The organism is Micromonospora sp. CNZ296, from assembly GCF_007827635.1.
In genome coordinates, this window is sequence record NZ_VISW01000009.1 from 165,501 (window position 1) to 186,257 (window position 20,757).

Genomic DNA, 20,757 nt, shown 5'->3' on the forward strand with positions numbered 1-20,757 from the left:
AGGGGAGGTGATCGCGAGATGGACCCGCGACGTGATCCACGTGGCGCGCTGGTGCGGCCGTACGCGGTCACCCGGGGCCGCACCGAGCCGTTGCAGAACATCGCGCTCGAAGCGGTGCTGTCGAGCACGCCGACGCAGTCGGCCGAGGCGCGCTTCGCCGGGCACGACAAGTACCGCATCTCCTCGGTCTGTGAGGGCCGGGCGCAGTCGCTTGCGGAAATCGCCGCTTACACCCGGATGCCGCTGGGCGTCACCCGGGTGCTGGTCGCCGACATGGTGGCCGAGGGCCTGCTGACGCTACACACTGCCGCTCCCGCGACGGGTTTCGCGGCGCGGATGAACCTGCTTGGAAGGGTGCTAAGTGGACTTCGCGAACTATGACCCCGACGGGGTGAACCGCGGCCGGGAGATCATCTCCGCGAAGATCGTGATCGCGGGTGGCTTCGGCGTGGGCAAGACGACACTTGTCGGAGCGATCTCCGAGATCCAGCCGCTGACCACCGAGGCGCTGATGACGGCGGCCGGCGTGGGCATCGACGACGCGTCGAAGGTGCCGGGCAAGGAGACCACCACGGTCGCCATGGACTTCGGCCGTATCACCATGGCCGAGGACCTGATCCTCTACCTGTTCGGCACGCCGGGCCAGACCCGCTTCTGGTTCATGTGGGACGAGATCATCCGGGGCGCGGTGGGCGCGGCGGTGCTGGTGGACACCCGCCGGATCACCGACGCGTTCGCGCCGCTGGACTACTTCGAGAACCGCAAGCTGCCGTACGTCGTGGCGTTGAACCGCTTCGGCGACGCGCCGCACTACGAGCTGGAGGAGGTCCGGGAGGCGCTCGCCATCTCCCCGGACGTGCCGATGGTCCTGTGCGACGCCCGCCAGCGGGACTCGGTCAAGCAGGTGCTGGTCACGGTGGTCGAGCACGCGATGCTCCGCCTCCAGGCCGAGCACGGCTACCCGGCCTCGGTGGGCTGACCGCCTGCGGGTCAGTCGACCCGCAGGCGGTACCCCCGCTTGACCACCGTCTGCACCACGCGGGGCGCCGTCAGCCCCGCCCGCAGGCGGGCGACCGCCATCTCCACCGCGTGCTCGTCGGCGCCGCGTGGCAGCGTCCGCAGCAGCGCGGTGCGGGAGAGCACCTTCCCCGGCGACGCGGCGAGCGCCCGCAGCACCGCCATCGGCGCCGGCGCCAGCTGGCGCAGCTCCCCGTCGACCACCGCGGCGTGCCCGCGCAGCGTCAGCACGTGCCCGGCCGCCTTCACCGAGACCGTGCGCCGGGGCAGCTCCTCGACGATGGTGCGGACCAGGGCGCCCAGCCGGGCCCGGCTCGGCGCGCTCACCGGCACCCCGCGCCGCACCAGCGGCTCGGCGGTGACGGTGCCGACGCACCCGGCCAGCACGTCGCCGCGCAGCGCCTCCAGCACCGTCTCGGTACGGTCCCCGGCCGCGCGCAGCAGCGCCTCGGCCGCCGGGGCCGAGGTGAACGTGACCGCGTCGACGAGACGCCCGGCCACCAGGTCGATGAGCCGGTGCAGCGGCGCCGGGTCGGCCGGCGGCGCCCACCGGTACACCGGCACCTCGATCACCGTGGCGCCTGCCGCCACCAGCGCGTCGGCGCACTCGGGCTGCCGCTCGCCGTGCAGTTGCATCGCCACGACCTGGCCGGCCACCCCGCGCCGAACCAGGTGCTCGACCACCTCGTCGCAGCTCTCCGAATCCGGGGACCAGTGCTCGCGCAGCCCGGCGGCACGGATCGCGCCGGTCGCCTTCGGACCGCGGGACACCACGTACGCGCGGGCGAGCGTGGTGCGCAGCGGCTCGGCCAGCCCCCAGCCCTCGGCCGCCTCCAGCCAGCCCCGCATGCCGATGCCGGTGTTGGCCATCAGCACGTCCGGCGGGTGTTCCAGGCAGGCCCGGGTGGCCTCACGCAGGTCGGTGTCGTCGGCCAGCGGGACGATCCGCAGCGCCGGGGCGAGCACCACCCGCGCACCGCGCCGCTGGAGCAGCGCGGCCAGTTCGTCGCGCCGCCGGTCGGCGGTGACCCCGATGGTGAAGCCGGCCAGCTCGTCCCGCATCATTCCTCCTGCCGTAACCGCACCTCGACCAGGCCGTCCCGGCAGCGCACCGGATGCCGGCGCAGCGTCACGCCCGGTAGGTCCAGGCACCGCCCGGTGGTGAGGTCGTAGACCTGCTTGTGCAGCGGCGAGGCGAGCGTGGGCACGCCGCCCCGGCTGCCCACCAGACCCCGGGACATGACGTACGCGCCGCCGACCGGGTCGAGGTTGTCCACCGCGTACAGCCCGTTCGCGGTACGGAAGACCGCCACCTGTACGCCGTCGACGAGGGCGGCCACGCCCCGGTCGGGGTCGAGCCGGTCCAGCGGGCAGACCGGGGTCCAGTCCAGCGTGACGACGGGGCTCATCGGCGTACCTCCGGCAGGCCCAGCGCGACGGGCTGGCGGCGGTGTCCGCCGTCCGGGGGCGCGCCCCGGGCCGGCACCGGCTGGCCCCGCTCCTGGGTGAACGTGATGGACGGGTCGGGCACCTCGGGCGCGTTGACGAAGGAGGTGAAGCGGCGCAGCCGGTCCGGGTCCTCCAGGACGTCGCGCCACTCGTCGGAGTAGCTCGTGACGTGCCGGGCCATCGCCGCGTCGAGGTCGGCGCAGAGCCCGAGCGAGTCGTCCACGAGCACCGACCGGAGGTGGTCCAGGCCGCCGTCCATGGCCTCGATCCAGGCGGCGGTGCGCTGCAACCGGTCGGCGGTGCGGATGTAGTACATGAGGAACCGGTCGATCAGGGTGACCAGTTCCGCGGTGCTCAGGTCGGTGGCGAACAGGTCGGCGTGCCGGGGCCGGAAACCGCCGTTGCCGCCGACGTACAGGTTCCAGCCGGTCTCGGTGGCGATGACGCCGAAGTCCTTGCTCCGGGCCTCGGCGCACTCCCGGGCGCAGCCGGACACCGCCGACTTGAGCTTGTGCGGCGCGCGCAGGCCCCGGTAGCGCAGCTCCAGCGCGACCGCGAGCCCCACCGAGTCCTGCACGCCGTAGCGGCACCACGTGTCGCCCACGCACGACTTCACGGTGCGCAGCGCCTTGCCGTACGCGTGACCCGACTCGAAGCCCGCGTCGACGAGCCGGCGCCAGATCTGCGGCAACTGGTCGACCCGGGCGCCGAACAGGTCGATCCGCTGCCCACCGGTGATCTTCGTGTAGAGCCGGAAGTCGCGCGCCACCTCACCGATCGCGATCAGCTTCTCCGGGGTGATCTCCCCGCCGGGAATCCGGGGCACCACCGAGTAGCTGCCGTCGCGTTGCAGGTTGGCCAGGAAGTGGTCGTTGGTGTCCTGGAGCGACGCCTGCTCGCCGTCGAGCACGTGCCCGGTGCCGAGCGAGGCCAGGATCGAGGCCACCACCGGCTTGCAGATGTCGCACCCGCTGCCGCGCCCGTGCTCGGCGACGAGCCGGGAGAACGTGCTGATGCCCCGTACCCGGATCAGGTCGAACAGCTCCTGCCGGCTGTGGTCGAAGTGCTCGCACAGCGCCGTCGACTGGCGTACCCCGGCGGCGTCCAGCAGCTGCTTCAGCATCGGCACGCAGGAGCCGCAGCTCGTACCGGCGCGGGTGCACGCCTTCAGCGCCGGCACGTCGGTCGCCCCGCCGGCGATCGCCGCGTCCAGGTCGGCCCGGGTCACCGCGTTGCAGGAGCAGACCTGCGCGGTGGCGGGCAACGCGCCTGCACCGGCGCCCGCGCCGCCGGCCGGCGCCAGCAACGCCAGCGGGGGAGCGGGCAGCGGTCCGCCGACACTGGCGCGCAACGCCGGGTACGCGCTCGCGTCCCCGACCAGCACGCCGCCGAGCAGCGTCCGCGCGTCGTCGGAGAGGACCAGCTTCGCGTACGAGCGGGTGGCCGGGTCGGTGTACGTCACGTCGAGGCAGCCGGGGGTGACGCCGTGCGCGTCACCGAACGAGGCCACGTCCACGCCGAGCAGCTTGAGTTTCGTGGCGGTGTCCGCGCCGGGGAACGTCGCAGCGCCGCCGAGCAGCCGGTCCGCGACCACCTCGGCGGTGGCGTACCCGGGCGCGACCAGACCGTGGCAGACCCCGTCGACCGCCGCGCACTCGCCGACCGCCCAGATCCGCTCGTCGGCGGTCCGGCAGGCCGCGTCCACCAGCACGCCGCCGCGCGGGCCCAGCGGCAGCCCGGCCACCCGGGCCAGTTCGTCGCGCGGCCGGATCCCGGCGGCCACCACCACCAGCTCCGCGTCGAGGCTGCGGCCGTCGGCCAGGTCGAGCGCGGCCACCGTGCCGTCCGGCCCGGGACGCAGCGCCGTGGTGGCCACCCCGAGGTACGGCGTGACGCCCAGCTCCTCGACGTAGCGGCGGAGCATCGCGCCGCCCGCCTCGTCCACCTGCACCGGCATCAGCCGGGGCGCGAACTCGACAACGCTCGTGGCGAGCCCGAGCAGCCGCAGCGCGTTCGCCGCCTCCAGCCCGAGCAGCCCGCCACCGATCACCGCGCCGGTACGGCGGCCCCGGGCGTGCTCCCGGATCGCGGCCAGGTCGTCGAGTGTCCGGTAGACGAAGACGCCTGGCAGATCGGTGCCGTCGACCGGCGGCACGAACGCGTACGAGCCGGTGGCCAGCACCAGCGCGTCGTACGGGTACTCGCCGGCCGCCGTGGTCACCACCCGCCGTGCCCGGTCGACGCCGGTGGCCGGTTCGCCGAGTCGCAGGTCCACTCCGGCGTCGGGCGTGTGCAGGTTCAGCTCACCGGCGTCCACCCCGTCGAACACGGCCGAGAGCCGCACCCGGTCGTACGCCGGGCGCCGCTCCTCGGCGAGCACCGTGACCCGCCACCGCCCGTCGGTGTCCCGGGCCCGCAGCGCCTCGACGAAGCGCTGCCCCACCATGCCGTTGCCGACCACCACCAGCCGCTCGTTCATGACACCTCCACCGTCTCGCGATCCGTCTCGCTGTCGCGTGTCTCGTCCGTGGGCGGGTCCACCTCGGCGAGCCAGGCGGCGATGCCGGCCACCGCGTCCCGGCAACTGCCGCAGCCGGTGGCGGCCCGGGTCTCCGCGGACAGCTCCGCCGCCGTCCGGGCGCCCGCCCGCCAGCACGCCACCAGGGCGCCCTTGCTCACGTCGTTGCACCGGCACACGGTCGCGGCGTCCGGCATCAGCGCCGGTGACGCGGCCGGACCGGCCGGCGCCTCGCCGAACGCCCGGCCGAGCAGCAGCGAACGCCGGTCCGCCGGCACCGGCGCGCCCCTGTCGAACAGCTGCACCACGGTGCCGACCGCCGGGTTGTCACCGAGCAGGATCGCGCCGGTCAGCCGCTCGTCCCGGATGCGCAGCCGGGCGTAGGTGCCCCGGGCCGGGTCGGCGAAGGTCAGCTCCTCGACCGGCCCGCCCGGGTCGCCGGTCCCGTCCACGTCGCCCATCGCGGCCAGGTCGATACCGGCCGCCTTGAGCCGGGTCACCGCCGGGCGGGGCCGGTACCGGGCCAGCGGGTCCGTGCCGGTCAGCACGTCGGCCACCACCCGGGCCTGCGCCCAGGCCGGCGCGACAAGCCCGGTCAACGTCCCGTCGTGCTGGGCGCAGTCGCCGATCGCGGAGATCCGCCGGTCGCTCGTCCGCATCCGGTCGTCCACCACCACGCCCCGCTCGACGGCGAGCCCGGCCGCGGCGGCGAGCGCGGTGTCGGGGCGTACCCCGCAGCAGAGCACCAGCAGGTCGGCGTCGAGCGTCCCGGCGTCGCCCAGGTGCAGGCGGACGCCGTCGGCGCCGGCGCTCACGGCGGTGGCCGGCACCCCGAGCCGGGACCGGACGCCCAGGCCGGCGAGCGTGCCCGCGAGGACCGCGCCGGCCGGCGGGTCGAGCTGGCGTTCCATCAGGTGCCCGACCGGGTGGACCACAGTCACGTCGAGCCCTCGGGCGGCCAGCCCGCGGGCCGCCTCCAGACCCAGCAGCCCGCCGCCGAGCACGACCACGCGCCGCGCGCCCTCGGCGGCGGCGAGGATCCGCCGGCAGTCGCCGAGCGTGCGGAACGGGACGACCCGCTCGGGCAGCGGGGCGAGGCCCGGCAGCGGCGGCACCACGGCCCGGCTGCCGGTGGCGAGCACCAGGTGGTCGTACCCGTGCCGCTCGCCGTCGTCGGTGACCACCTCGCCGGCGGCCCGGTCCACCGCGGTGACCGCCGCGCCGGTGCGGACCTCGACGCCCGGCCCGACGGCTTCGACAAGCTCCACGTCCGGCTCGCCGATGCGTCCGGCGAGCAGCGTGGAGAGCATGATCCGGTTGTACGCGCGGTGCGGCTCCGCCCCGAGCACTGTGATCGAGTGGTTCCCGCCGCGTGCGTGCAGCTCGGCGGCGAGCCGGGCGCCGGCCATGCCGTAGCCGACGACGACGATGCGTTCGTTCATGCCGGCTCTACCCGGACCGCGCAGATCTTGAACTCGGGCATCCCGGAGACCGGGTCGAGCGCGTCGTTGGTGACCGAGTTGGCGCGTTGCGCGCCGGGCCAGTGGAACGGCGCGAAGACGGTGTCCGGCCGGATCGCCGTGCTCAGCCGGGCCGGTGCGCACAACTCACCCCGGCGGGAGACCACACGTACCGGCGCGCCCTCGGCCACGCCGATCCGTGCTGCCAGGTCGGGGTGCAGCTCGACGAAGCCGCCCGGTGCGGCGCGGCGCAGCGCGGCCACCCGCCGGGTCTGCGCGCCGGACTGGTACTGCGCGAGCACCCGCCCGGTGGTGAAGTGCAGCGGGTAGTCGGCGCACACCGGCTCGGCGGCCGGCCGGTGGGTCACCGGATGGAACCGGGCCCGGCCGTCCGGGGTGGGGAAGCGGTCGGCGAACAGCCGGGGCGTGTCCGGGCCGTCCCGGTCCGGACAGGGCCAGAACACGCCGGTGTCGGCGTCGATCCGGTCCCAGGTGATCCCGGCGTAGTCGGCCGGCCCGCCGGCCGAGGCCCGGCCCAGCTCCGCGAACACCTCGCGCGGGTCGGCCGGCAGCGGCGTCCCGCCCCCGGTCAGCCGTTCGGCGAGCGCGGCGAGGATCTCCAGCTCGGTACGGACCCCGGCGGGTGGTTCGCGCAGCGCCCGGCGGCGCAGCACCCGGCCCTCCAGATTGGTCATCGTCCCGTCCTCCTCGGCCCACTGGGCGACCGGCAGCACCACGTCGGCCAGCTCGGCCGTCTCGGAACGGACGAAGTCCGCCACCACGAGCAGGTCCAGGGCGCGCAGCCGGGACTCGACCCGCGCGGCGCGGGGCGCGGACACGACCGGGTTGGAACCGAACACCAGCAGCGCCCGCGCGCCGGACGGCGTGCCGAGCGCGTCGAGGAGCTGGTACGCCGGCACCCCCGGCCCGGGTAGCGAGTCCGGTTCGACGCCCCACACCCCGGCGACGTGCTCGCGGGCCGCCGGGTCGTCGATGCGCCGGTAGCCGGGAAGCTGATCGGCCTTCTGCCCGTGTTCCCGGCCACCCTGCCCGTTGCCCTGCCCGGTCAGGCAGCCGTAGCCGGAGCCGGGGCGGCCGGGCAGGCCCAGGGCGAGCGCCAGGTTGATGAAGGCGGTGACCGTGTCGACGCCCTTGGCGTGCTGCTCGGCGCCCCGGGCGGTGAGGACGACCGCGCGGTCCACAGTGGCGAGTGCGCGGGCGGTCGCGTACAGGTCGGCCACCGGCACGCCGGAGAGCCGTTCCACCTCCGTCGGCCAGTAGCCGGCCACCGTCCGCCGGACGTCGTCGAATCCGGTGGTCCGCTCCGCCACGTACGCGCGGTCCAGCCAGCCCTCGGTGAGCGCGATGTGCAGCAGCGCGTTCGCCACCGCGAGGTCGGTGCCGGGCAGGGGTTGCAGGTGCAGGTCGGCCTGGCGCGCGGTGGCGGTGGCGCGCGGGTCGACAACGATCAGCCGGCCGCCGCGTTCCCGCAGGTCGGCGACGTGCCGCATCAGCGGCGGCATGGTCTCGGCCGGGTTCGCGCCGACCAGCAGCAGCGTGTCCGCGTGCCCGAGGTCGGCGAGCGGGAACGGCAGTCCCCGGTCGATCCCGAACGCCCGGTTCCCGGCTGCGGCGGCCGACGACATGCACCAGCGCCCGTTGTAGTCGATGTGCCGGGTCCGCAGCGTCACCCGGGCGAAGCGGCCCAGCGCGTACGCCTTCTCGTTGGTGAGCCCGCCGCCGCCGAAGACCGCCACCGCGTCCGGCCCGTGGCGGTGCTGCACGTCCTTGACCCCGGCGGCGACGCGGTCGAGCGCCTCGTCCCAGGTCGCCGGGCGCAGCTCGCCGCCGGGCCGGTCGCGCAGCAGCGGGGTGGTGAGCCGGTCCGGGTGGTCGAGCAGGTCGGCGGCGGTCCAGCCCTTCTGGCAGAGCCCGCCCCGGTTGGTGGGGAAGTCGCGGGCGCCGACCTCGACACCGTCGCCGGTGGCGCGTAGCACCATGCCGCACTGCAACGCGCAGTACGGGCAGTGCGTGGCGGCCTCGACGAGGCGTGACCCCGTTCGCGTCGCCGTGCGTGCACCGTCTGTCATGTCGGAAAAGCGTGCCGTCGGGCGGTTTCCGGTCCGGGTCTGCTCTGTTTCGGTCCTGTCACGAGCGCTTCACACCGCACGCGGGTGACGAGACGCTCCGCAGGGCTTAGAATGTGGGACAATAATCTCATATAACGGGAGGCATGATGAGCGTGGCGGACGCGTTCGACGCGGTGGCCGGCAGCTACGACCAGGCCCGGCGCCGCCTTGTGCCCTGCTTCGACGCCTTCTACGGCACCGCTGTCGAGGTGGCCGCACCCCCGCTGCGCGCCGCGCTCGCCGCCGGGCGTACCCCCGAGGTGCTGGACCTGGGCGCGGGCACCGGCCTGCTGTCCCTGCTGCTGACCGCGGCCGTCCCCGGGGTCCGCCTGACGCTCGTGGACGGCGCCCCCGGCATGCTCGCGGTGGCCGCCGGGCACCTGGACGCCCGTGGCGTGCCGCACCGCACCGTCCACGCCGACCTGGCCGGCCCGCTGCCTGCCGGCCGGTACGACGCGGTGGTCTCCGCGCTGGCCATCCACCACCTCGACGACGAGGGCAAGCGGGCGCTGTACAAGCGGGCCGCCGACGCGCTCGTCCCCGGCGGGGTGTTCGTCAACGCCGAGCAGGTCGCCGGGCCGACCCCCGCGCTGGACCGCCGCTACGACGAGGTGTGGACGGCGCGGATCACCGAGCTGGGCTCCGACGCCGAGGAGATCGCCGGCGCCCGGGAGCGGATGCGGCACGACCGGCCGGCCCCGGTGGCCGAGCAGTGTCGCTGGCTGACCGAGGCGGGCCTGGTGGACGTGGACTGCTTCTTCAAGGAATGGCGTTTCGCGGTCTTCGGCGGTCAGCGGCCGGACGGATCGGCGAGGTGATTCTCGAGCCGATCGGCGAAACGGGACGCGCCGGCCTTACGTAGGTGGGCGATCAGTTCGACCGCGTCCTTGTCCTCGGCGACCAGGCTGCGCCGGTAGTAGTCGATCTGCCGCGCCAACGTTCTCATGACCAGAGGCATCGAACGGTCGGCCACCCAGTTGAGGAACTCGTCGCCGGTGCGGACCGACAGCGATTCCCGTACGCATTCCGGCGGAAAGGCGCGCCGGTCGTCGGTCACCAGGATGTCGGCGCGGCCGTGGACGGCGGCGGCCAGCACGTGCCGGTCGTCCGGGTCCGGCGGGCACGGAACGTCGTTCGGCGAATAGCCGGTGACGAGGCCGTACGGGAACGCCTGGACGAAGCGGCGTCGCTGCCCGCCGATCGCCTGCTCGGAATGCTCGGGCCGCTTACGGCGCAGGCGATACATCCATTCCGCCAGAACGTCCTCGCGTCCAGGAACACCAGTGAGGCGCTGGGGATCACAGTGGACACCCTACCCAGCACCCCCTGGCCGGGCCCGGAACTACACGTCGTCGGTGAAACCCAGCGCGTCGGATTCCCACATCAAGGCCTCGTACGACTTCCGTCGCTCCTCCATCTGCCGTTGCCGGAATGCGAGGACGTCGCGGAGGAAGAGGCGCCGGTGGCTGCCGACCCGGTGTGACGCGATCGACCCGTTCTCCAGGAGGCGGACGAGTGTGGGGCGGGACATGCCGAGCAGCTTCGCCGCCTCGGTCGTCGTCAGTTCGCGGGAGATGGCGCTGATCGCGACGCCGTCGCCGCGGGCGAGCATCGCCGAGATCTGATGGAGGACGTCGAACATCTGGGCGGGCACCTCGACCTCTTCGCCGTCCGCCGAGACGAGGCGGGCCACGCCTCCGCCCGCGGCGAGGGGGTGCCGCACGAGGAACTCCTCCATGGCGGCCGCCTTCTGGCGCTCCGCTCCCTCGGTGGGCATGACCGAGGCGGCCATGCCGGTGCTGAGGCTCATGACGGCTCCCTGTGGCAGATGCGGCTTGTGTCGTCCCAGCCGTTCGGACCTGCTCTATCGTCGCCCCCAAGTGCAATATCCGCAACCGGCTTCGCTTGTTTCACCTGTAGGTGTCCGATTCAGCGATCGGCGGGGACGAGGATGACTGGCGGTCATACCGATGGGTAGTCCTCCCAGCATGACCGCCAAGGTGACGCTGTCGTTCTCCGACGAGACGATCGAGGAGGCGCGCCGGTTCGCCAAGCGGGAAGGGCTCTCCCTCTCCGCCTGGATGGACCAGGCCGCCCGGGAGAAGGCGCTGCGCGAGGTCTTCACCGCGCACGCCGACGCGGTCGGCCGTGCCGGCCTGGACCTGGAAGCCGCCGCCCTGGCCGACGCCCAGGAGGTCGCGCTCGTCGACGACGCCCTGTTCGGCGGGCGTCCGCGTGCTGCGTAGGGGTGAGGTCTGGCGCATCTCCGGCGCCCGGGAGCGGTTCGGCCTGGTGATCAGCTCCGACGTCTACAACGCCACTGCGGTACCGATCGTGATCGTGGCCGAGGTGGTCGAGGAGTCGCTGCTGCGCGACTCGCCGCTCGCCGTGCCGATGGGCGCGTACGTGGTGATGCCCGACCGGATCTCCTCGCCGATGAAGAAGTGGTTCACCGAGTGCGTGGACGTGGCGGACACCGAGACCATGCAGCGGGTCGGCCGGGCGCTGCGGATCCTCCAGGAGCTGTGACCGCCTCACCGGCGCCGTCCGGCGGACGTGCGATCTCCGTTGCCGGGCCGACGCGTGCGGGGCACGCCGGGGAAACCACGGGCTGAGAGCGTCGCCTCGTCATCGACGAGGAGGAGTCGCCCGTGAGCACTCTCGTTTCCGCACCGACCACGCCTCCGGCCGCCACCGCCGGCCGGCTCACCGAATGGCGGCCGGAGGACCCGGCGTTCTGGGCGGCCGGTGGCGCCCGGGTCGCCCGGCGCAACCTGTACGTCTCGATCTTCGCCGAGCACGTCGGCTTCTCGGTGTGGAGCCTCTGGTCCGTCACGGTGCTGTTCCTGGGCCCCGAGTACGGCATCGACCCGGCCGGGAAGTTCCTGCTCACCGCCGTACCGGCCGCGCTGGGGGCGGTGCTGCGGCTGCCGTACACGCTGGCGGTGGCCCGCTTCGGCGGCCGGAACTGGACCATCGTGAGCGCGCTGCTGCTGCTGGTGCCGGCGGTGCCGATGGCGGTGCTGATCGAGCCCGGGGTGTCGTACGCCACGCTGATGGTGCTGGCCTGCCTGTCCGGCGTCGGCGGCGGCAACTTCGCCTCGTCGATGGCGAACATCAACCTGTTCTTCCCGGAGCGGCTCAAGGGCCGGGCGCTGGGGCTCAACGCCGGCGGCGGCAACCTGGGCGTACCGGCCGTGCAACTGGTGGGGCTGGCGGTGCTGGCGACCGCCGGCGCCGCGTACCCCCGGCTCGTGCCGGCGGTCTACCTGCCGCTGATCGTGCTGGCCGCGCTGGCCGCGGCCCGGTGGCTGGACAACGTGCCGGGGGCGCGCAACGAGCCGGGCGCGCTGCGCGCGGCGGCCCGCGACCCGCACACCTGGGTGATGTCGCTGCTCTACGTGGGCACGTTCGGCTCGTTCATCGGCTTCGGGTTCGCCTTCGGCCAGGTGCTCCAGCTCCAGTTCCACGACCGGTTCCCGACGCCCGTCGACGCGGCCTGGCTGACCTTCCTCGGCCCGCTGATCGGGTCGCTGATCCGGCCGGTGGGTGGTCAGCTCGCCGACCGGCTGGGCGGGGCGCGGGTCACGTTCTGGAACTTCGTGGCGATGGCCGCCGGGGCCGGGCTGGTGCTGTACGCCGCCAGGGAGAAGTCGTTCCCGCTCTACCTGGCCGGGTTCCTGGCGCTGTTCGTCTTCTCCGGCATCGGCAACGGGTCGACGTACAAGATGATCCCGGCGATCTTCCGGGCCCGGGCCGTCGCGGAGAGCGAGCTGACCGGCGACCCGGAGGCGGCACAGCGGCGGGCCCGGCGGCTGGCCGGCGCGGTGATCGGCATCGCCGGGGCGGTCGGCGCCTCGGGCGGGGTGCTGGTGAACGTGGCGTTCCGGCAGTCGTTCCTGGCCTCCGGCACTGCTGATGCCGCCTACCTGGCCTTCATCGGCTGGTACGCGCTCTGCTTCCTGGTCACCTGGGTGGTCTACCTGCGTCCCGGACCGCGTACGCTGGTCGGCGTGTGACCTGTGCCATGGCGAACCCGCAGGCCACGCGCGGCGCGACCCCGTTTTGACCTGCCGCCGGGCGGCCGGGTATCGTTGCCTGCTGTTGTACGACATTCTTAGGCGTGCCGCATCAGGTACGCTTGGTCGTTCGTGCGCGCTGGTCCGGCTGGGTACTCCTGGTCACCTCGGCGCGCGACCCCAGACCGACGACGAGACAAGGTAGACCTGTGCGTACGTACAGCCCGAAGCCGGGTGAGATCGAGCGTCAGTGGCACGTCATCGACGCCTCTGATGTCGTGCTGGGCCGCCTGGCGACCCACGCCGCCACGCTCCTGCGTGGCAAGCACAAGCCGACTTTCGCGCCGCACGTCGACACGGGCGACTTCGTCGTCATCGTGAACGCGGGCAAGGTCGCGCTGACCGGCAACAAGCGTCAGACCAAGGTCGCTTACCGCCACTCCGGTTACCCGGGTGGCCTGAAGCGGGTCGGCTACGACGAGCTGCTCACCAAGCGGCCCGAGCGGGCCATCGAGCTGGCCGTGAAGGGCATGCTCCCGCACAACAAGCTGGGCCGTCAGCTCCTCAAGAAGCTGAAGGTCTACGCCGGTGCCGAGCACCCGCACACCGCGCAGCAGCCGGTGCCGTTCGAGATCAAGCAGATCGCGCAGTGAGCGCGGGCGAAGGAAGCAGCATGACCGACATCACCGCCACCGAGGTCGCCCCCGAGGCCACCGAGGCGCCGGCGCCCGTCGCGCGCGCGCCCCGTGGTGACCGCCCGATCCAGACCGTGGGTCGGCGCAAGGAAGCCATCGTCCGGGTCCGGATCATCCCGGGCAGCGGCAAGATCACCTGCAACGGCCGCGACCTCGAGGCCTACTTCCCGAGCAAGGTGCACCAGCAGCTCATCAAGGACCCGCTGGTCACCGCCGAGAAGCCCGAGGCGTTCGACGTGATCGCCAACCTGCGTGGCGGCGGCACCACCGGCCAGGCCGGCGCGCTGCGGCTCGCCATCGCCCGGGCGCTGATCGTCAGCGAGCCCGACGACCGCCCGGCCCTGAAGAAGGCCGGCTTCCTGACCCGTGACGCCCGGGTCAAGGAGAGCAAGAAGTACGGCCTCAAGAAGGCCCGCAAGGCTCCCCAGTACTCGAAGCGCTGATCATCACAAGCGTCTTGTACTTCTGACGGACGGCCGGTCCGCTTCCCCTTCCCGGGAGGCGGACCGGCCGTTCCGCGTTTCTCCTCTCATCGGCAGTTCCACGGAGGTTGGCGGGTATGGGCCGGTTGTTCGGCACGGACGGCGTACGCGGGCGGGCGAACGCGGATCTCACCCCGGAGTTGGCGCTTGCGGTCGCGGTGGCCGCGGCCCACACGCTGGCCGAGACCGACAAGAGCCATCCGCCGCTCGCTGTGGTCGGCCGGGACACCCGGGCCAGCGGCGAGATGCTGGAGGCGGCGGTGGTCGCCGGGCTCACCAGCGCCGGCGCCAACGTGGTCCGGGTCGGCGTGCTGCCCACCCCGGCGGTGGCGTTCCTCACCGCCGAGGCAAAGGCCGACCTGGGCGTGATGCTCTCCGCCTCGCACAACCCGATGCCGGACAACGGCATCAAGCTGTTCGCCGCCGGCGGGCACAAGCTGCCCGACGAGATCGAGATGCGGATCGAGGAGGCGGTGAAGGCGAACGCCACCACCGCCTGGAAGCGCCCCGTCGGCGCCGGTGTCGGCCGCGTGCACGACCTGCTCGACGGCGCCGACCACTACGTGCAGCACCTGGTCGGCACCGTGCCGCACCGCCTCGACGGGATCAAGGTCGTGGTCGACTGCGCCAACGGCGCGGCCGCCGACGTCGCACCGGTCGCCTACCGGGAGGCCGGCGCCGAGGTGATCGCCATCCACGCCGAGCCGGACGGGCTCAACATCAACGACGAGTGCGGCTCGAACCACATCGAGGCGCTGCGCGCCGCGGTGGTCGAGCACGGCGCCCACCTCGGCATCGCCCACGACGGCGACGCCGACCGCTGCGTCGCGGTCACCGCCGACGGGAACGAGGTCGACGGCGACCAGGTCATGGCGATCCTCGCGCTGGCCATGCGGGACGCCGGCGAGCTGACCCAGGACACCCTGGTCGCCACAGTGATGAGCAACCTCGGTCTCCGGCTGGCCATGTCCGAGCACGGCATCCGGCTGGTCGAGACCAAGGTCGGCGACCGGTACGTGCTGGAGGAGCTGCGCGCCTCCGGCCTGGCGCTCGGCGGCGAGCAGAGCGGCCACATCGTGCTGCCCGCGTACGCCACCACCGGCGACGGCGTGCTGACCGGCCTGCACCTGATGGCGCGGATGGCCGCCACCGGCACCTCGCTGGCCGAGCTGGCCGCCGTGGTCACCAAGCTGCCCCAGGTGCTGATCAACGTGCCGGTCGGCGACCGTACCGTCGGCGCCGCCGCACCGGCCGTCCGGGCCGAGGTCGAGCGCGCCGAGGCGGAGCTGGGTGAGACCGGCCGGGTGCTGCTGCGCCCGTCCGGCACCGAGCCGCTGGTGCGGGTCATGGTCGAGGCGGCCACCGAGGACACCGCGCGCGAGGTCGCCGAGCGCATCGCCGAGCAGGTCCGCACCGCCAGCCCGGTCGCCTGACCGACCCGGGGCCGCCTGCTCTTCCTCCTCGCCGGTCAGCTCGGCCGGACGCGGCGGTCAGTTCGCCTGGACCCGGCGCAGGAAGCGGGCGGCCAGGTCGGCCACCGCGCCGGCGTCCAGCTCCTGCGCCGGCCCGGCCACGGTCACCTCGGCCAGCGCCAGCCCGGGTACCTCGGTGTCCCGCCAGCCGCCGACGAACCACGCGCGTTCCTCCTCGGCCAGCGCCAGGTTCGCCGCGTCGAGCACGGCCGCCGGGTACGGCAGCCAGAACCGGAACTGGTGGGTGTGCGGCGGCGCCGGGTACACCCGGGCGCCGGGCAGGGCGGCCAGCGCCTCGGCCACCACCCGGGCGTGCACCACGTACCCGGGGAGGCGGGGCAGCTCCCGGGTCAGCCCGGCGAGCGCTGCGAGCGCCGCCGGCCACTGCTGGAACAGCGTGCCGCCGTAGCGGTGCCGCCAGGCACGCGCGTACCGGATCAGCTCCGCGTCGCCGGCCAGCGCGGCACCGGAGATGCCGCCCAGCGACTTGTAGAACGAGACGTACGTGCTGTCGGCCAGCGCCGCGATCTCGGCCGGCGAGTAGCCCAGATGGACTGACGACTCCCAGAGCCGGGCCCCGTCGAAGTGCACCCGGGCGCCGCGGGCGCGCGCCGCCGCGACGACGGCCACCAGCTCGTCCCAGGTCGGCAGCACGAACCCGGCGTCCCGCAGCGGCAGCTCCAGGAAGAGCGTGCCGATCGGCTCGTCGAGCGCCGCCACCTCGTCGGCAGCCGGGTTGCGCGGCGCGCTCGTGGTGCGCACCGCGCGTACGCCGGCGAGCAGCGCGTACGCGTCCCGCTCGTGTGTCAGCGGATGGCTGAGCGGGTGCAGGCCGACACCGGCGCGGCCGGTCAGCTCCGCCCCGTGACGCATGGCCACCTGCTGCGCCATCGTGCCCGACGGGAAGAACGCGGCAGCCTCCGCGCCGAGCAGCTCGGCGACCCGCAGCTCCAGCTCCGCCACCGGCCCGCCCTCGCCGTACAGGTCGGGCGGGTCGTCCCCGGCCACCTGATCGAGCGCGGCGAGCTGTTCCCGTACGGAGGCCGGGCGTACGCCGGAGAGCATCGTGTCGCAGCCGCGCTGGGCGGTGAACCGGCGCAGCCGCGTGGCCTGCTCGTCGCTCATCCGTCCGCCCGGAGCCGGCGCAGCCGGGTCACCGCCTCGGCCAGCACCTCCGGCCGTTTGCAGAACGCGAACCGGATCAGCCGGCGCCCGGCCTCCACGTCGTCGTAGAACACCTGCGTCGGCACCGCCACCACGCCGCAGCGCTCCGGCAGCGCCCGGCAGAACTCCACCCCGTCCCGGCCGCGCAGCGGCGTGACGTCGGCGGTGACGAAGTAGGTGCCCTCCGGCGCGAGCACGCCGAACCCGGCGTCGGCCAGCCCGGCGGCGAGCTGGTCCCGGCGGCGTTGCATGTCGTCCCGGAACCCGGTGAAGTACGCGTCCGGCAGCCCGAGCGCCACAGCCACCGCCGGTTGCAGCGGCCCGGCGTTGACGAACGTGAGGAACTGCTTCACCCGCAGCACCGCCGCCACCAGCGGCGCGGGGCCGCTCACCCAGCCGACCTTCCAGCCGGTGCAGGAGAACGTCTTGCCGGCCGACGAGATGCGCAGCGTCCGCTCCCGCATGCCGGACAGCGTGGCCAGCGGTACGTGCGGCGCGGCGGCGTCGGTGAACACCAGGTGCTCGTAGACCTCGTCGGTGACCGCGTACACGTCGTGTTCCCGGCACAGCTCGGCCACCGTCGTCAGCTCGTCGGCGGTGAAGACCTTGCCGGTCGGGTTGTGCGGCGAGTTCAGCAGCACCAGCCGGGTACGTGGCCCGAACGCGGCGCGCAGCTCGTCCGGGTCGAACGCGTACCTGCCGTCGGGGCCGGGCCGCAGCGTCACCGGGCGGCGGACCGCGCCGGCGAGCGCGATCGAGGCGGCATACGAGTCGTAGTACGGCTCGAAGCAGATCACCTCGTCACCCGGCTCGCAGAGCGCGAGGATGCTCGCCGCGACCGCCTCGGTGGCGCCGGCCGTCACGACGATCTCGCCGTCCGGGTCGTACTCCAGGCCCCAGAACCGGCGCTGGTGCCCGGCGACGGCGGCGCGCAGCGCGGGGATCCCCGGGCCGGGCGGGTACTGGTTGTGGCCGGTACGCAGCGCCTCGGCCGCGGCGGCGAGCATCTCCGGCGGGCCGTCGGTGTCCGGGAAGCCCTGCCCGAGGTTGACCGCGCCGGTGCGCACGGCCAGCGCGGACATCTCGGCGAAGACGGTGGTGCCGAACGGCCGCATCCGGGCCACCAGGGGATCGGTCGTCGTCACGGCGGCCAGCCTACGGCCCGCCGCCGACCGCTCACCAGCCGAAGCAGGTCGCGCCGTACTCGCCCGAGTCCGTGGAGACGACCTTGCCGTTGACGGTGATCCGGCAGGTCACCTCGCCGGACTCGACGGGGCTCGCGATGATCTGCACCCGCTCGCGGTCGTTCGCGGTGAGGCTCAGCCGCCAGGGCGTGTCCACGGCGCCGGGCTGGTGGAAGTTCGCGTCCGCGTCGTAGAACTGCACCTCCGCCTCGCCGTCGGTGGCTGTGACCTCGTACAGGACGGTGAACCTGCCGGGTCCGCCGGACGGGGTGATGACCGGTCGGGCCGGGGGACCGGTGGGCTCGTCGGCCCATCCGTCGGGCTCGCCGTAAAGCGGCCCGTCGTACCGGTCGCCGGAGGCCGTCCCCTCGGTCATGGAGCGGCCGAGGAAGGACAGCCCGACGCAGCCGCAGACGATCAGCGCGAGGACGGTGACGATGCCGATCACCAGACCGGCTACCCAGCCGCCGCCGCTGCGGCGCGGCGGCATGCCCGGATACGCGTACGGCGGCGGGTAGGGCCCGGGCGGGTAGGACCCGGATTTGTGAGGGCCGGGCGGGTAGGCGCCCGGTGTCCAGGCCGGCTGTGCCGAGAAGTCCGGGACGCCGGGCTGGGACGGCCAGCCGGGCGCGCCCGGGAAGCCTGGGGCCTGCGGATCGCCGGAGGCCGGTGGGACGGCCGGGCGTGGCGTGGCGGCCGGGTCGGCCGGAGCCGCCCACCCCGGTTCGCCCACCGGCCGGCCCGTGCCGCTCGGGGACGAGGCCGGGTCGGTTCCGGACGCGCTCTCCGGGCCGGCTGCCGCCCACGGGCTCGGTGCCGGGGGCGGCGACCAGGGCGCGGGCGGCGTCCACGGCTGCGGGGCGGCCAACGGGTCCGGCGGCGTCCAGGACGAGGGCTGCGGCGTGGCCGGCGCGGCGGTCGGGTCGCTCGGTCCGAAGGCCGGTTCGGGGGCGGGGGTCGTCTCGGACATGGGCTCAGCTCACAGGGGTACGGCGCGGACGACCGCGGAACGGTGGGGCCGGGGGACGGCGCCCGGCCTCAATGTAGGCGGTGGCGACCAGCCGTGCGGTCCCGGCCGGCGGTCCGCGCCCCGCGTCCCGAACCGGTCCGGACGGGCGGAACGACCTGGATGGTGCTTTGTCCGGTAATCGCATCCCCGGCGCTCGGTTCGCTCAAGTTCAGTGATCGTTAACCGCCTTTCCGAGCACGCACGATGAGCGAAACTCGGTTAGGCTGCGGACCATGTGTGGAATCGTGGGTTACGCCGGTGCGCGCCCGGCGCTCGGCATCGTGCTTGACGGACTGCGGCGTCTCGAATACCGCGGCTACGACTCGGCCGGCGTCGCCGTGGTCTGCGAGGACGAGCTGCTGACCGAGAAGAAGGCCGGCAAGCTCGCGAACCTGGAGAAGGTCCTCTCCGAGCGGGCGGCCGACAACCCCGAGGACTGCGCCGCCAGCCCGATCGGCATCGGCGACGGCACCACCGGCATCGGCCACACCCGCTGGGCCACGCACGGCGGCCCGACCGACCGCAACGCCCACCCGCACCTCTCCCCGGACGGCCGGGTCGCGGTGATCCACAACGGCATCATCGAGAACTTCGCGAAGCTGCGCGCCGAGCTGGAGGACGAGGGTGTCGAGTTCGCCAGCGACACCGACACCGAGTGCGCCGCGCACCTGATCGCCCGCGCGCTGGCAGACCTGCGCTCGGCCGGCGAGACCGACAGCCCGGCGCTGCTCGCCGCCGCCATGCGCGTGGTCTGCGCGCGCCTGGAGGGTGCGTTCACGCTGCTCGCCGTCGACGCCGGCATCCCCGGCGCGGTGGTCGGCGCCCGGCGCAACTCGCCTCTGGTCGTCGGCCGGGGCGACGGCGAGAACTACCTGGCCAGCGACGTCGCCGCGTTCATCGAGCACACCCGGGACGCGGTCGAGCTGGGGCAGGACCAGATCGTCCTGATCACCCCGGACAGCATCGACATCACCGACTTCCACGGTCAGCCGGCGAGCGGCACGGACTTCCACATCGACTGGGACTCGTCGGCCGCCGAGAAGGGCGGCTACGACTGGTTCATGCTCAAGGAGATCGAGGAGCAGCCGCAGGCCATCGCCGACACGCTGCTGGGCCGGCTCACCGAGACCGGCGAGATCGCCCTCGACGAGGTCCGCCTCAGCGAGCAGGACCTGCGCGACGTCGACAAGATCTTCATCGTCGCCTGCGGCACCTCCTACCACGCCGGCCTGGTCGCCAAGTACGCCATCGAGCACTGGACCCGCATCCCCTGCGAGGTGGAGCTGGCCAGCGAGTTCCGCTACCGCGACCCGGTGCTGGACCGGTCCACGCTGATCGTGGTGATCTCGCAGTCCGGCGAGACGATGGACACGCTGATGGCGCTGCGCCACGCCAAGGAGCAGAAGGCCCGCGTGCTGGCGATCTGCAACACCAACGGCTCGACCATCCCGCGCGAGTCCGACGCGGTGCTCTACACCCACGGCGGCCCGGAGATCGCCGTCGCCTCCACCAAGGCGTTCCTCACCCAGGTCGTCGCCTGCTACCTGATCGGCCTGCACCTGGCCCAGGTGCGCGGCATCAAGTTCGCCGACGAGGTGGGCGCGGTGGTGGCCCAGCTCCAGGAGATGCCGGGCAAGCTGCGGGAGCTGCTGGACCGCATCGAGCCGGTCCGTGAGCTGGGCCGCGAGCTGAAGTCCGAGCCGACGGTGCTGTTCATCGGCCGGCACGTGGGCTACCCGGTGGCGCTGGAGGGTGCGCTGAAGCTCAAGGAGCTGGCGTACATGCACGCCGAGGGCTTCGCCGCCGGCGAGCTGAAGCACGGCCCGATCTCGCTGATCGACCAGGGCACGCCGGTGATCTGCATCGTGCCCTCCCCGGTCGGCCGGGGCATGCTGCACGACAAGGTCGTCTCCAACATCCAGGAGGTCCGCGCCCGCGGCGCCCGCACCATCGTGATCGCCGAGGAGGGCGACCAGGCGGTGGTCCGCTACGCCGACCACCTGATCTACGTGCCGCGTACGCCGACGCTGCTGGCGCCGCTGGTGACCACGGTGCCGTTGCAGGTGCTGGCCGCCGAGATCGCCGCCGCCCGCGGGCACGACGTCGACCAGCCCCGGAACCTGGCCAAGTCGGTCACTGTCGAGTAGCCGATCTCGTCC

The 20,757-nt window shown here is 73.6% G+C and carries 20 protein-coding genes; 10 read left to right on the top strand and 10 right to left on the bottom strand.

The annotated features are described in order from the left end of the window. Positions 1–18: 18 nt before the first annotated feature. Complete coding sequence (locus FB455_RS16890) at positions 19–381, top strand: DUF742 domain-containing protein (protein ID WP_013288587.1); 363 nt, start codon at positions 19–21, stop codon at positions 379–381. Next, a complete protein-coding gene (locus FB455_RS16895) occupies positions 362–979 on the top strand; it encodes a GTP-binding protein (protein ID WP_013288586.1) in 618 nt (205 codons plus the stop codon). Before FB455_RS16890 ends, FB455_RS16895 begins: the two co-directional genes overlap by 20 nt. A gap of 11 nt (positions 980–990) precedes the next feature. Here the strand turns inward: FB455_RS16895 and FB455_RS16900 are convergent, their stop codons facing one another. The 5 genes from FB455_RS16900 to FB455_RS16920 are packed head-to-tail and all read right to left on the bottom strand — an operon-like array spanning position 991 to position 8,534. Next, a complete protein-coding gene (locus tag FB455_RS16900; RefSeq protein WP_013288585.1) occupies positions 991–2,079 on the bottom strand; it encodes a uroporphyrinogen-III synthase in 1,089 nt (362 codons plus the stop codon). Continuing rightward, entirely contained in the window at positions 2,079–2,426 is a 348-nt protein-coding gene (nirD, locus tag FB455_RS16905; RefSeq protein ID WP_013288584.1) for a nitrite reductase small subunit NirD, read from the bottom strand. The genes FB455_RS16900 and nirD overlap by 1 nt, the downstream gene beginning before the upstream one ends. Further along, positions 2,423–4,945, bottom strand: a complete 2,523-nt coding sequence (nirB, locus tag FB455_RS16910; protein ID WP_145754007.1) for a nitrite reductase large subunit NirB — start codon at positions 4,943–4,945, stop codon at positions 2,423–2,425. Before nirB ends, nirD begins: the two co-directional genes overlap by 4 nt. Further along, entirely contained in the window at positions 4,942–6,426 is a 1,485-nt protein-coding gene (locus FB455_RS16915; protein WP_071097772.1) for an FAD-dependent oxidoreductase, read from the bottom strand. Before FB455_RS16915 ends, nirB begins: the two co-directional genes overlap by 4 nt. After that, positions 6,423–8,534 carry a molybdopterin oxidoreductase family protein gene (locus tag FB455_RS16920; protein WP_145754009.1) on the bottom strand — a complete coding sequence of 704 codons (2,112 nt, stop codon included), beginning with the start codon at positions 8,532–8,534 and terminating at the stop codon, positions 6,423–6,425. Before FB455_RS16920 ends, FB455_RS16915 begins: the two co-directional genes overlap by 4 nt. Before the next feature lie 146 nt (positions 8,535–8,680). On the opposite strand from FB455_RS16920, the gene FB455_RS16925 reads away from it, so the two are divergent. After that, a complete protein-coding gene (locus FB455_RS16925) occupies positions 8,681–9,391 on the top strand; it encodes a class I SAM-dependent methyltransferase (protein ID WP_013288580.1) in 711 nt (236 codons plus the stop codon). Here FB455_RS16925 and FB455_RS16930 read toward each other — a convergent pair. Together FB455_RS16930 and FB455_RS16935 are read right to left on the bottom strand one after the other, a co-directional pair. Continuing rightward, positions 9,364–9,831: a PIN domain-containing protein gene (locus tag FB455_RS16930; protein ID WP_255348697.1), complete on the bottom strand. Its 468-nt coding sequence runs from the start codon at positions 9,829–9,831 to the stop codon at positions 9,364–9,366. The genes FB455_RS16925 and FB455_RS16930 overlap by 28 nt on opposite strands. 84 nt (positions 9,832–9,915) lie before the next feature. After that, the gene (locus tag FB455_RS16935) at positions 9,916–10,383 is read right to left on the bottom strand and encodes a helix-turn-helix domain-containing protein (RefSeq protein WP_013288578.1); all 468 of its coding nucleotides are present in this window, start codon (positions 10,381–10,383) and stop codon (positions 9,916–9,918) included. Positions 10,384–10,561: 178 nt separating this feature from the next. Here FB455_RS16935 and FB455_RS16940 point away from each other — a divergent pair, with 178 nt between their 5' ends. From FB455_RS16940 to glmM, 6 genes are all read left to right on the top strand, one after another. Further along, positions 10,562–10,819, top strand: coding sequence for a DUF6364 family protein (locus FB455_RS16940; RefSeq protein WP_030269378.1), 258 nt, complete (start codon positions 10,562–10,564; stop codon positions 10,817–10,819). Further along, the gene (locus tag FB455_RS16945; RefSeq protein ID WP_030269379.1) at positions 10,809–11,102 is read left to right on the top strand and encodes a type II toxin-antitoxin system PemK/MazF family toxin; all 294 of its coding nucleotides are present in this window, start codon (positions 10,809–10,811) and stop codon (positions 11,100–11,102) included. Before FB455_RS16940 ends, FB455_RS16945 begins: the two co-directional genes overlap by 11 nt. 122 nt (positions 11,103–11,224) lie before the next feature. Beyond that, positions 11,225–12,592, top strand: coding sequence for an MFS transporter (locus FB455_RS16950; RefSeq protein ID WP_013288575.1), 1,368 nt, complete (start codon positions 11,225–11,227; stop codon positions 12,590–12,592). Positions 12,593–12,801: 209 nt separating this feature from the next. Further along, positions 12,802–13,245: a 50S ribosomal protein L13 gene (rplM, locus tag FB455_RS16955; RefSeq protein WP_013288574.1), complete on the top strand. Its 444-nt coding sequence runs from the start codon at positions 12,802–12,804 to the stop codon at positions 13,243–13,245. A gap of 20 nt (positions 13,246–13,265) precedes the next feature. Then, positions 13,266–13,730 (top strand): 30S ribosomal protein S9, encoded by a 465-nt coding sequence (gene rpsI / locus FB455_RS16960; protein WP_013288573.1) that lies wholly within the window; start codon positions 13,266–13,268, stop codon positions 13,728–13,730. A 116-nt stretch (positions 13,731–13,846) separates the two neighbouring features. Further along, the gene (glmM, locus tag FB455_RS16965; protein ID WP_013473666.1) at positions 13,847–15,202 is read left to right on the top strand and encodes a phosphoglucosamine mutase; all 1,356 of its coding nucleotides are present in this window, start codon (positions 13,847–13,849) and stop codon (positions 15,200–15,202) included. Positions 15,203–15,259: 57 nt separating this feature from the next. Here the strand turns inward: glmM and FB455_RS16970 are convergent, their stop codons facing one another. The 3 genes from FB455_RS16970 to FB455_RS16980 are packed head-to-tail and all read right to left on the bottom strand — an operon-like array spanning position 15,260 to position 18,559. Continuing rightward, positions 15,260–16,366, bottom strand: coding sequence for a beta-eliminating lyase-related protein (locus tag FB455_RS16970; RefSeq protein ID WP_145754013.1), 1,107 nt, complete (start codon positions 16,364–16,366; stop codon positions 15,260–15,262). After that, on the bottom strand, positions 16,363–17,550 hold the full coding sequence (locus tag FB455_RS16975; protein ID WP_145754015.1) for a pyridoxal phosphate-dependent aminotransferase: 1,188 nt from the start codon (positions 17,548–17,550) through the stop codon (positions 16,363–16,365). Before FB455_RS16975 ends, FB455_RS16970 begins: the two co-directional genes overlap by 4 nt. A gap of 31 nt (positions 17,551–17,581) precedes the next feature. Beyond that, positions 17,582–18,559, bottom strand: a complete 978-nt coding sequence (locus tag FB455_RS16980; RefSeq protein ID WP_145754017.1) for an MmpS family transport accessory protein — start codon at positions 18,557–18,559, stop codon at positions 17,582–17,584. Positions 18,560–18,831: 272 nt separating this feature from the next. Between FB455_RS16980 and glmS the strand changes: the two genes are divergently transcribed. Continuing rightward, positions 18,832–20,745 carry a glutamine--fructose-6-phosphate transaminase (isomerizing) gene (glmS, locus tag FB455_RS16985; protein ID WP_013288568.1) on the top strand — a complete coding sequence of 638 codons (1,914 nt, stop codon included), beginning with the start codon at positions 18,832–18,834 and terminating at the stop codon, positions 20,743–20,745. Positions 20,746–20,757: the final 12 nt, after the last annotated feature.

What these genes read in the sequence shown, in the direction of transcription:
- nirD (WP_013288584.1), bottom strand. Translation starts at nt 2,426, where the DNA reads ATGAGCCCCGTCGTCACGCTGGACTGGACCCCGGTCTGCCCGCTGGAC.
- glmM (WP_013473666.1), top strand. Translation starts at nt 13,847, where the DNA reads ATGGGCCGGTTGTTCGGCACGGACGGCGTACGCGGGCGGGCGAACGCG.
- FB455_RS16890 (WP_013288587.1), top strand. Translation starts at nt 19, where the DNA reads ATGGACCCGCGACGTGATCCACGTGGCGCGCTGGTGCGGCCGTACGCG.
- FB455_RS16970 (WP_145754013.1), bottom strand. Translation starts at nt 16,366, where the DNA reads ATGAGCGACGAGCAGGCCACGCGGCTGCGCCGGTTCACCGCCCAGCGC.
- FB455_RS16925 (WP_013288580.1), top strand. Translation starts at nt 8,681, where the DNA reads ATGAGCGTGGCGGACGCGTTCGACGCGGTGGCCGGCAGCTACGACCAG.
- glmS (WP_013288568.1), top strand. Translation starts at nt 18,832, where the DNA reads ATGTGTGGAATCGTGGGTTACGCCGGTGCGCGCCCGGCGCTCGGCATC.
- FB455_RS16935 (WP_013288578.1), bottom strand. Translation starts at nt 10,383, where the DNA reads ATGAGCCTCAGCACCGGCATGGCCGCCTCGGTCATGCCCACCGAGGGA.
- FB455_RS16980 (WP_145754017.1), bottom strand. Translation starts at nt 18,559, where the DNA reads ATGTCCGAGACGACCCCCGCCCCCGAACCGGCCTTCGGACCGAGCGAC.
- FB455_RS16915 (WP_071097772.1), bottom strand. Translation starts at nt 6,426, where the DNA reads ATGAACGAACGCATCGTCGTCGTCGGCTACGGCATGGCCGGCGCCCGG.
- rpsI (WP_013288573.1), top strand. Translation starts at nt 13,266, where the DNA reads ATGACCGACATCACCGCCACCGAGGTCGCCCCCGAGGCCACCGAGGCG.
- FB455_RS16920 (WP_145754009.1), bottom strand. Translation starts at nt 8,534, where the DNA reads ATGACAGACGGTGCACGCACGGCGACGCGAACGGGGTCACGCCTCGTC.
- FB455_RS16900 (WP_013288585.1), bottom strand. Translation starts at nt 2,079, where the DNA reads ATGCGGGACGAGCTGGCCGGCTTCACCATCGGGGTCACCGCCGACCGG.
- nirB (WP_145754007.1), bottom strand. Translation starts at nt 4,945, where the DNA reads ATGAACGAGCGGCTGGTGGTGGTCGGCAACGGCATGGTGGGGCAGCGC.
- FB455_RS16940 (WP_030269378.1), top strand. Translation starts at nt 10,562, where the DNA reads ATGACCGCCAAGGTGACGCTGTCGTTCTCCGACGAGACGATCGAGGAG.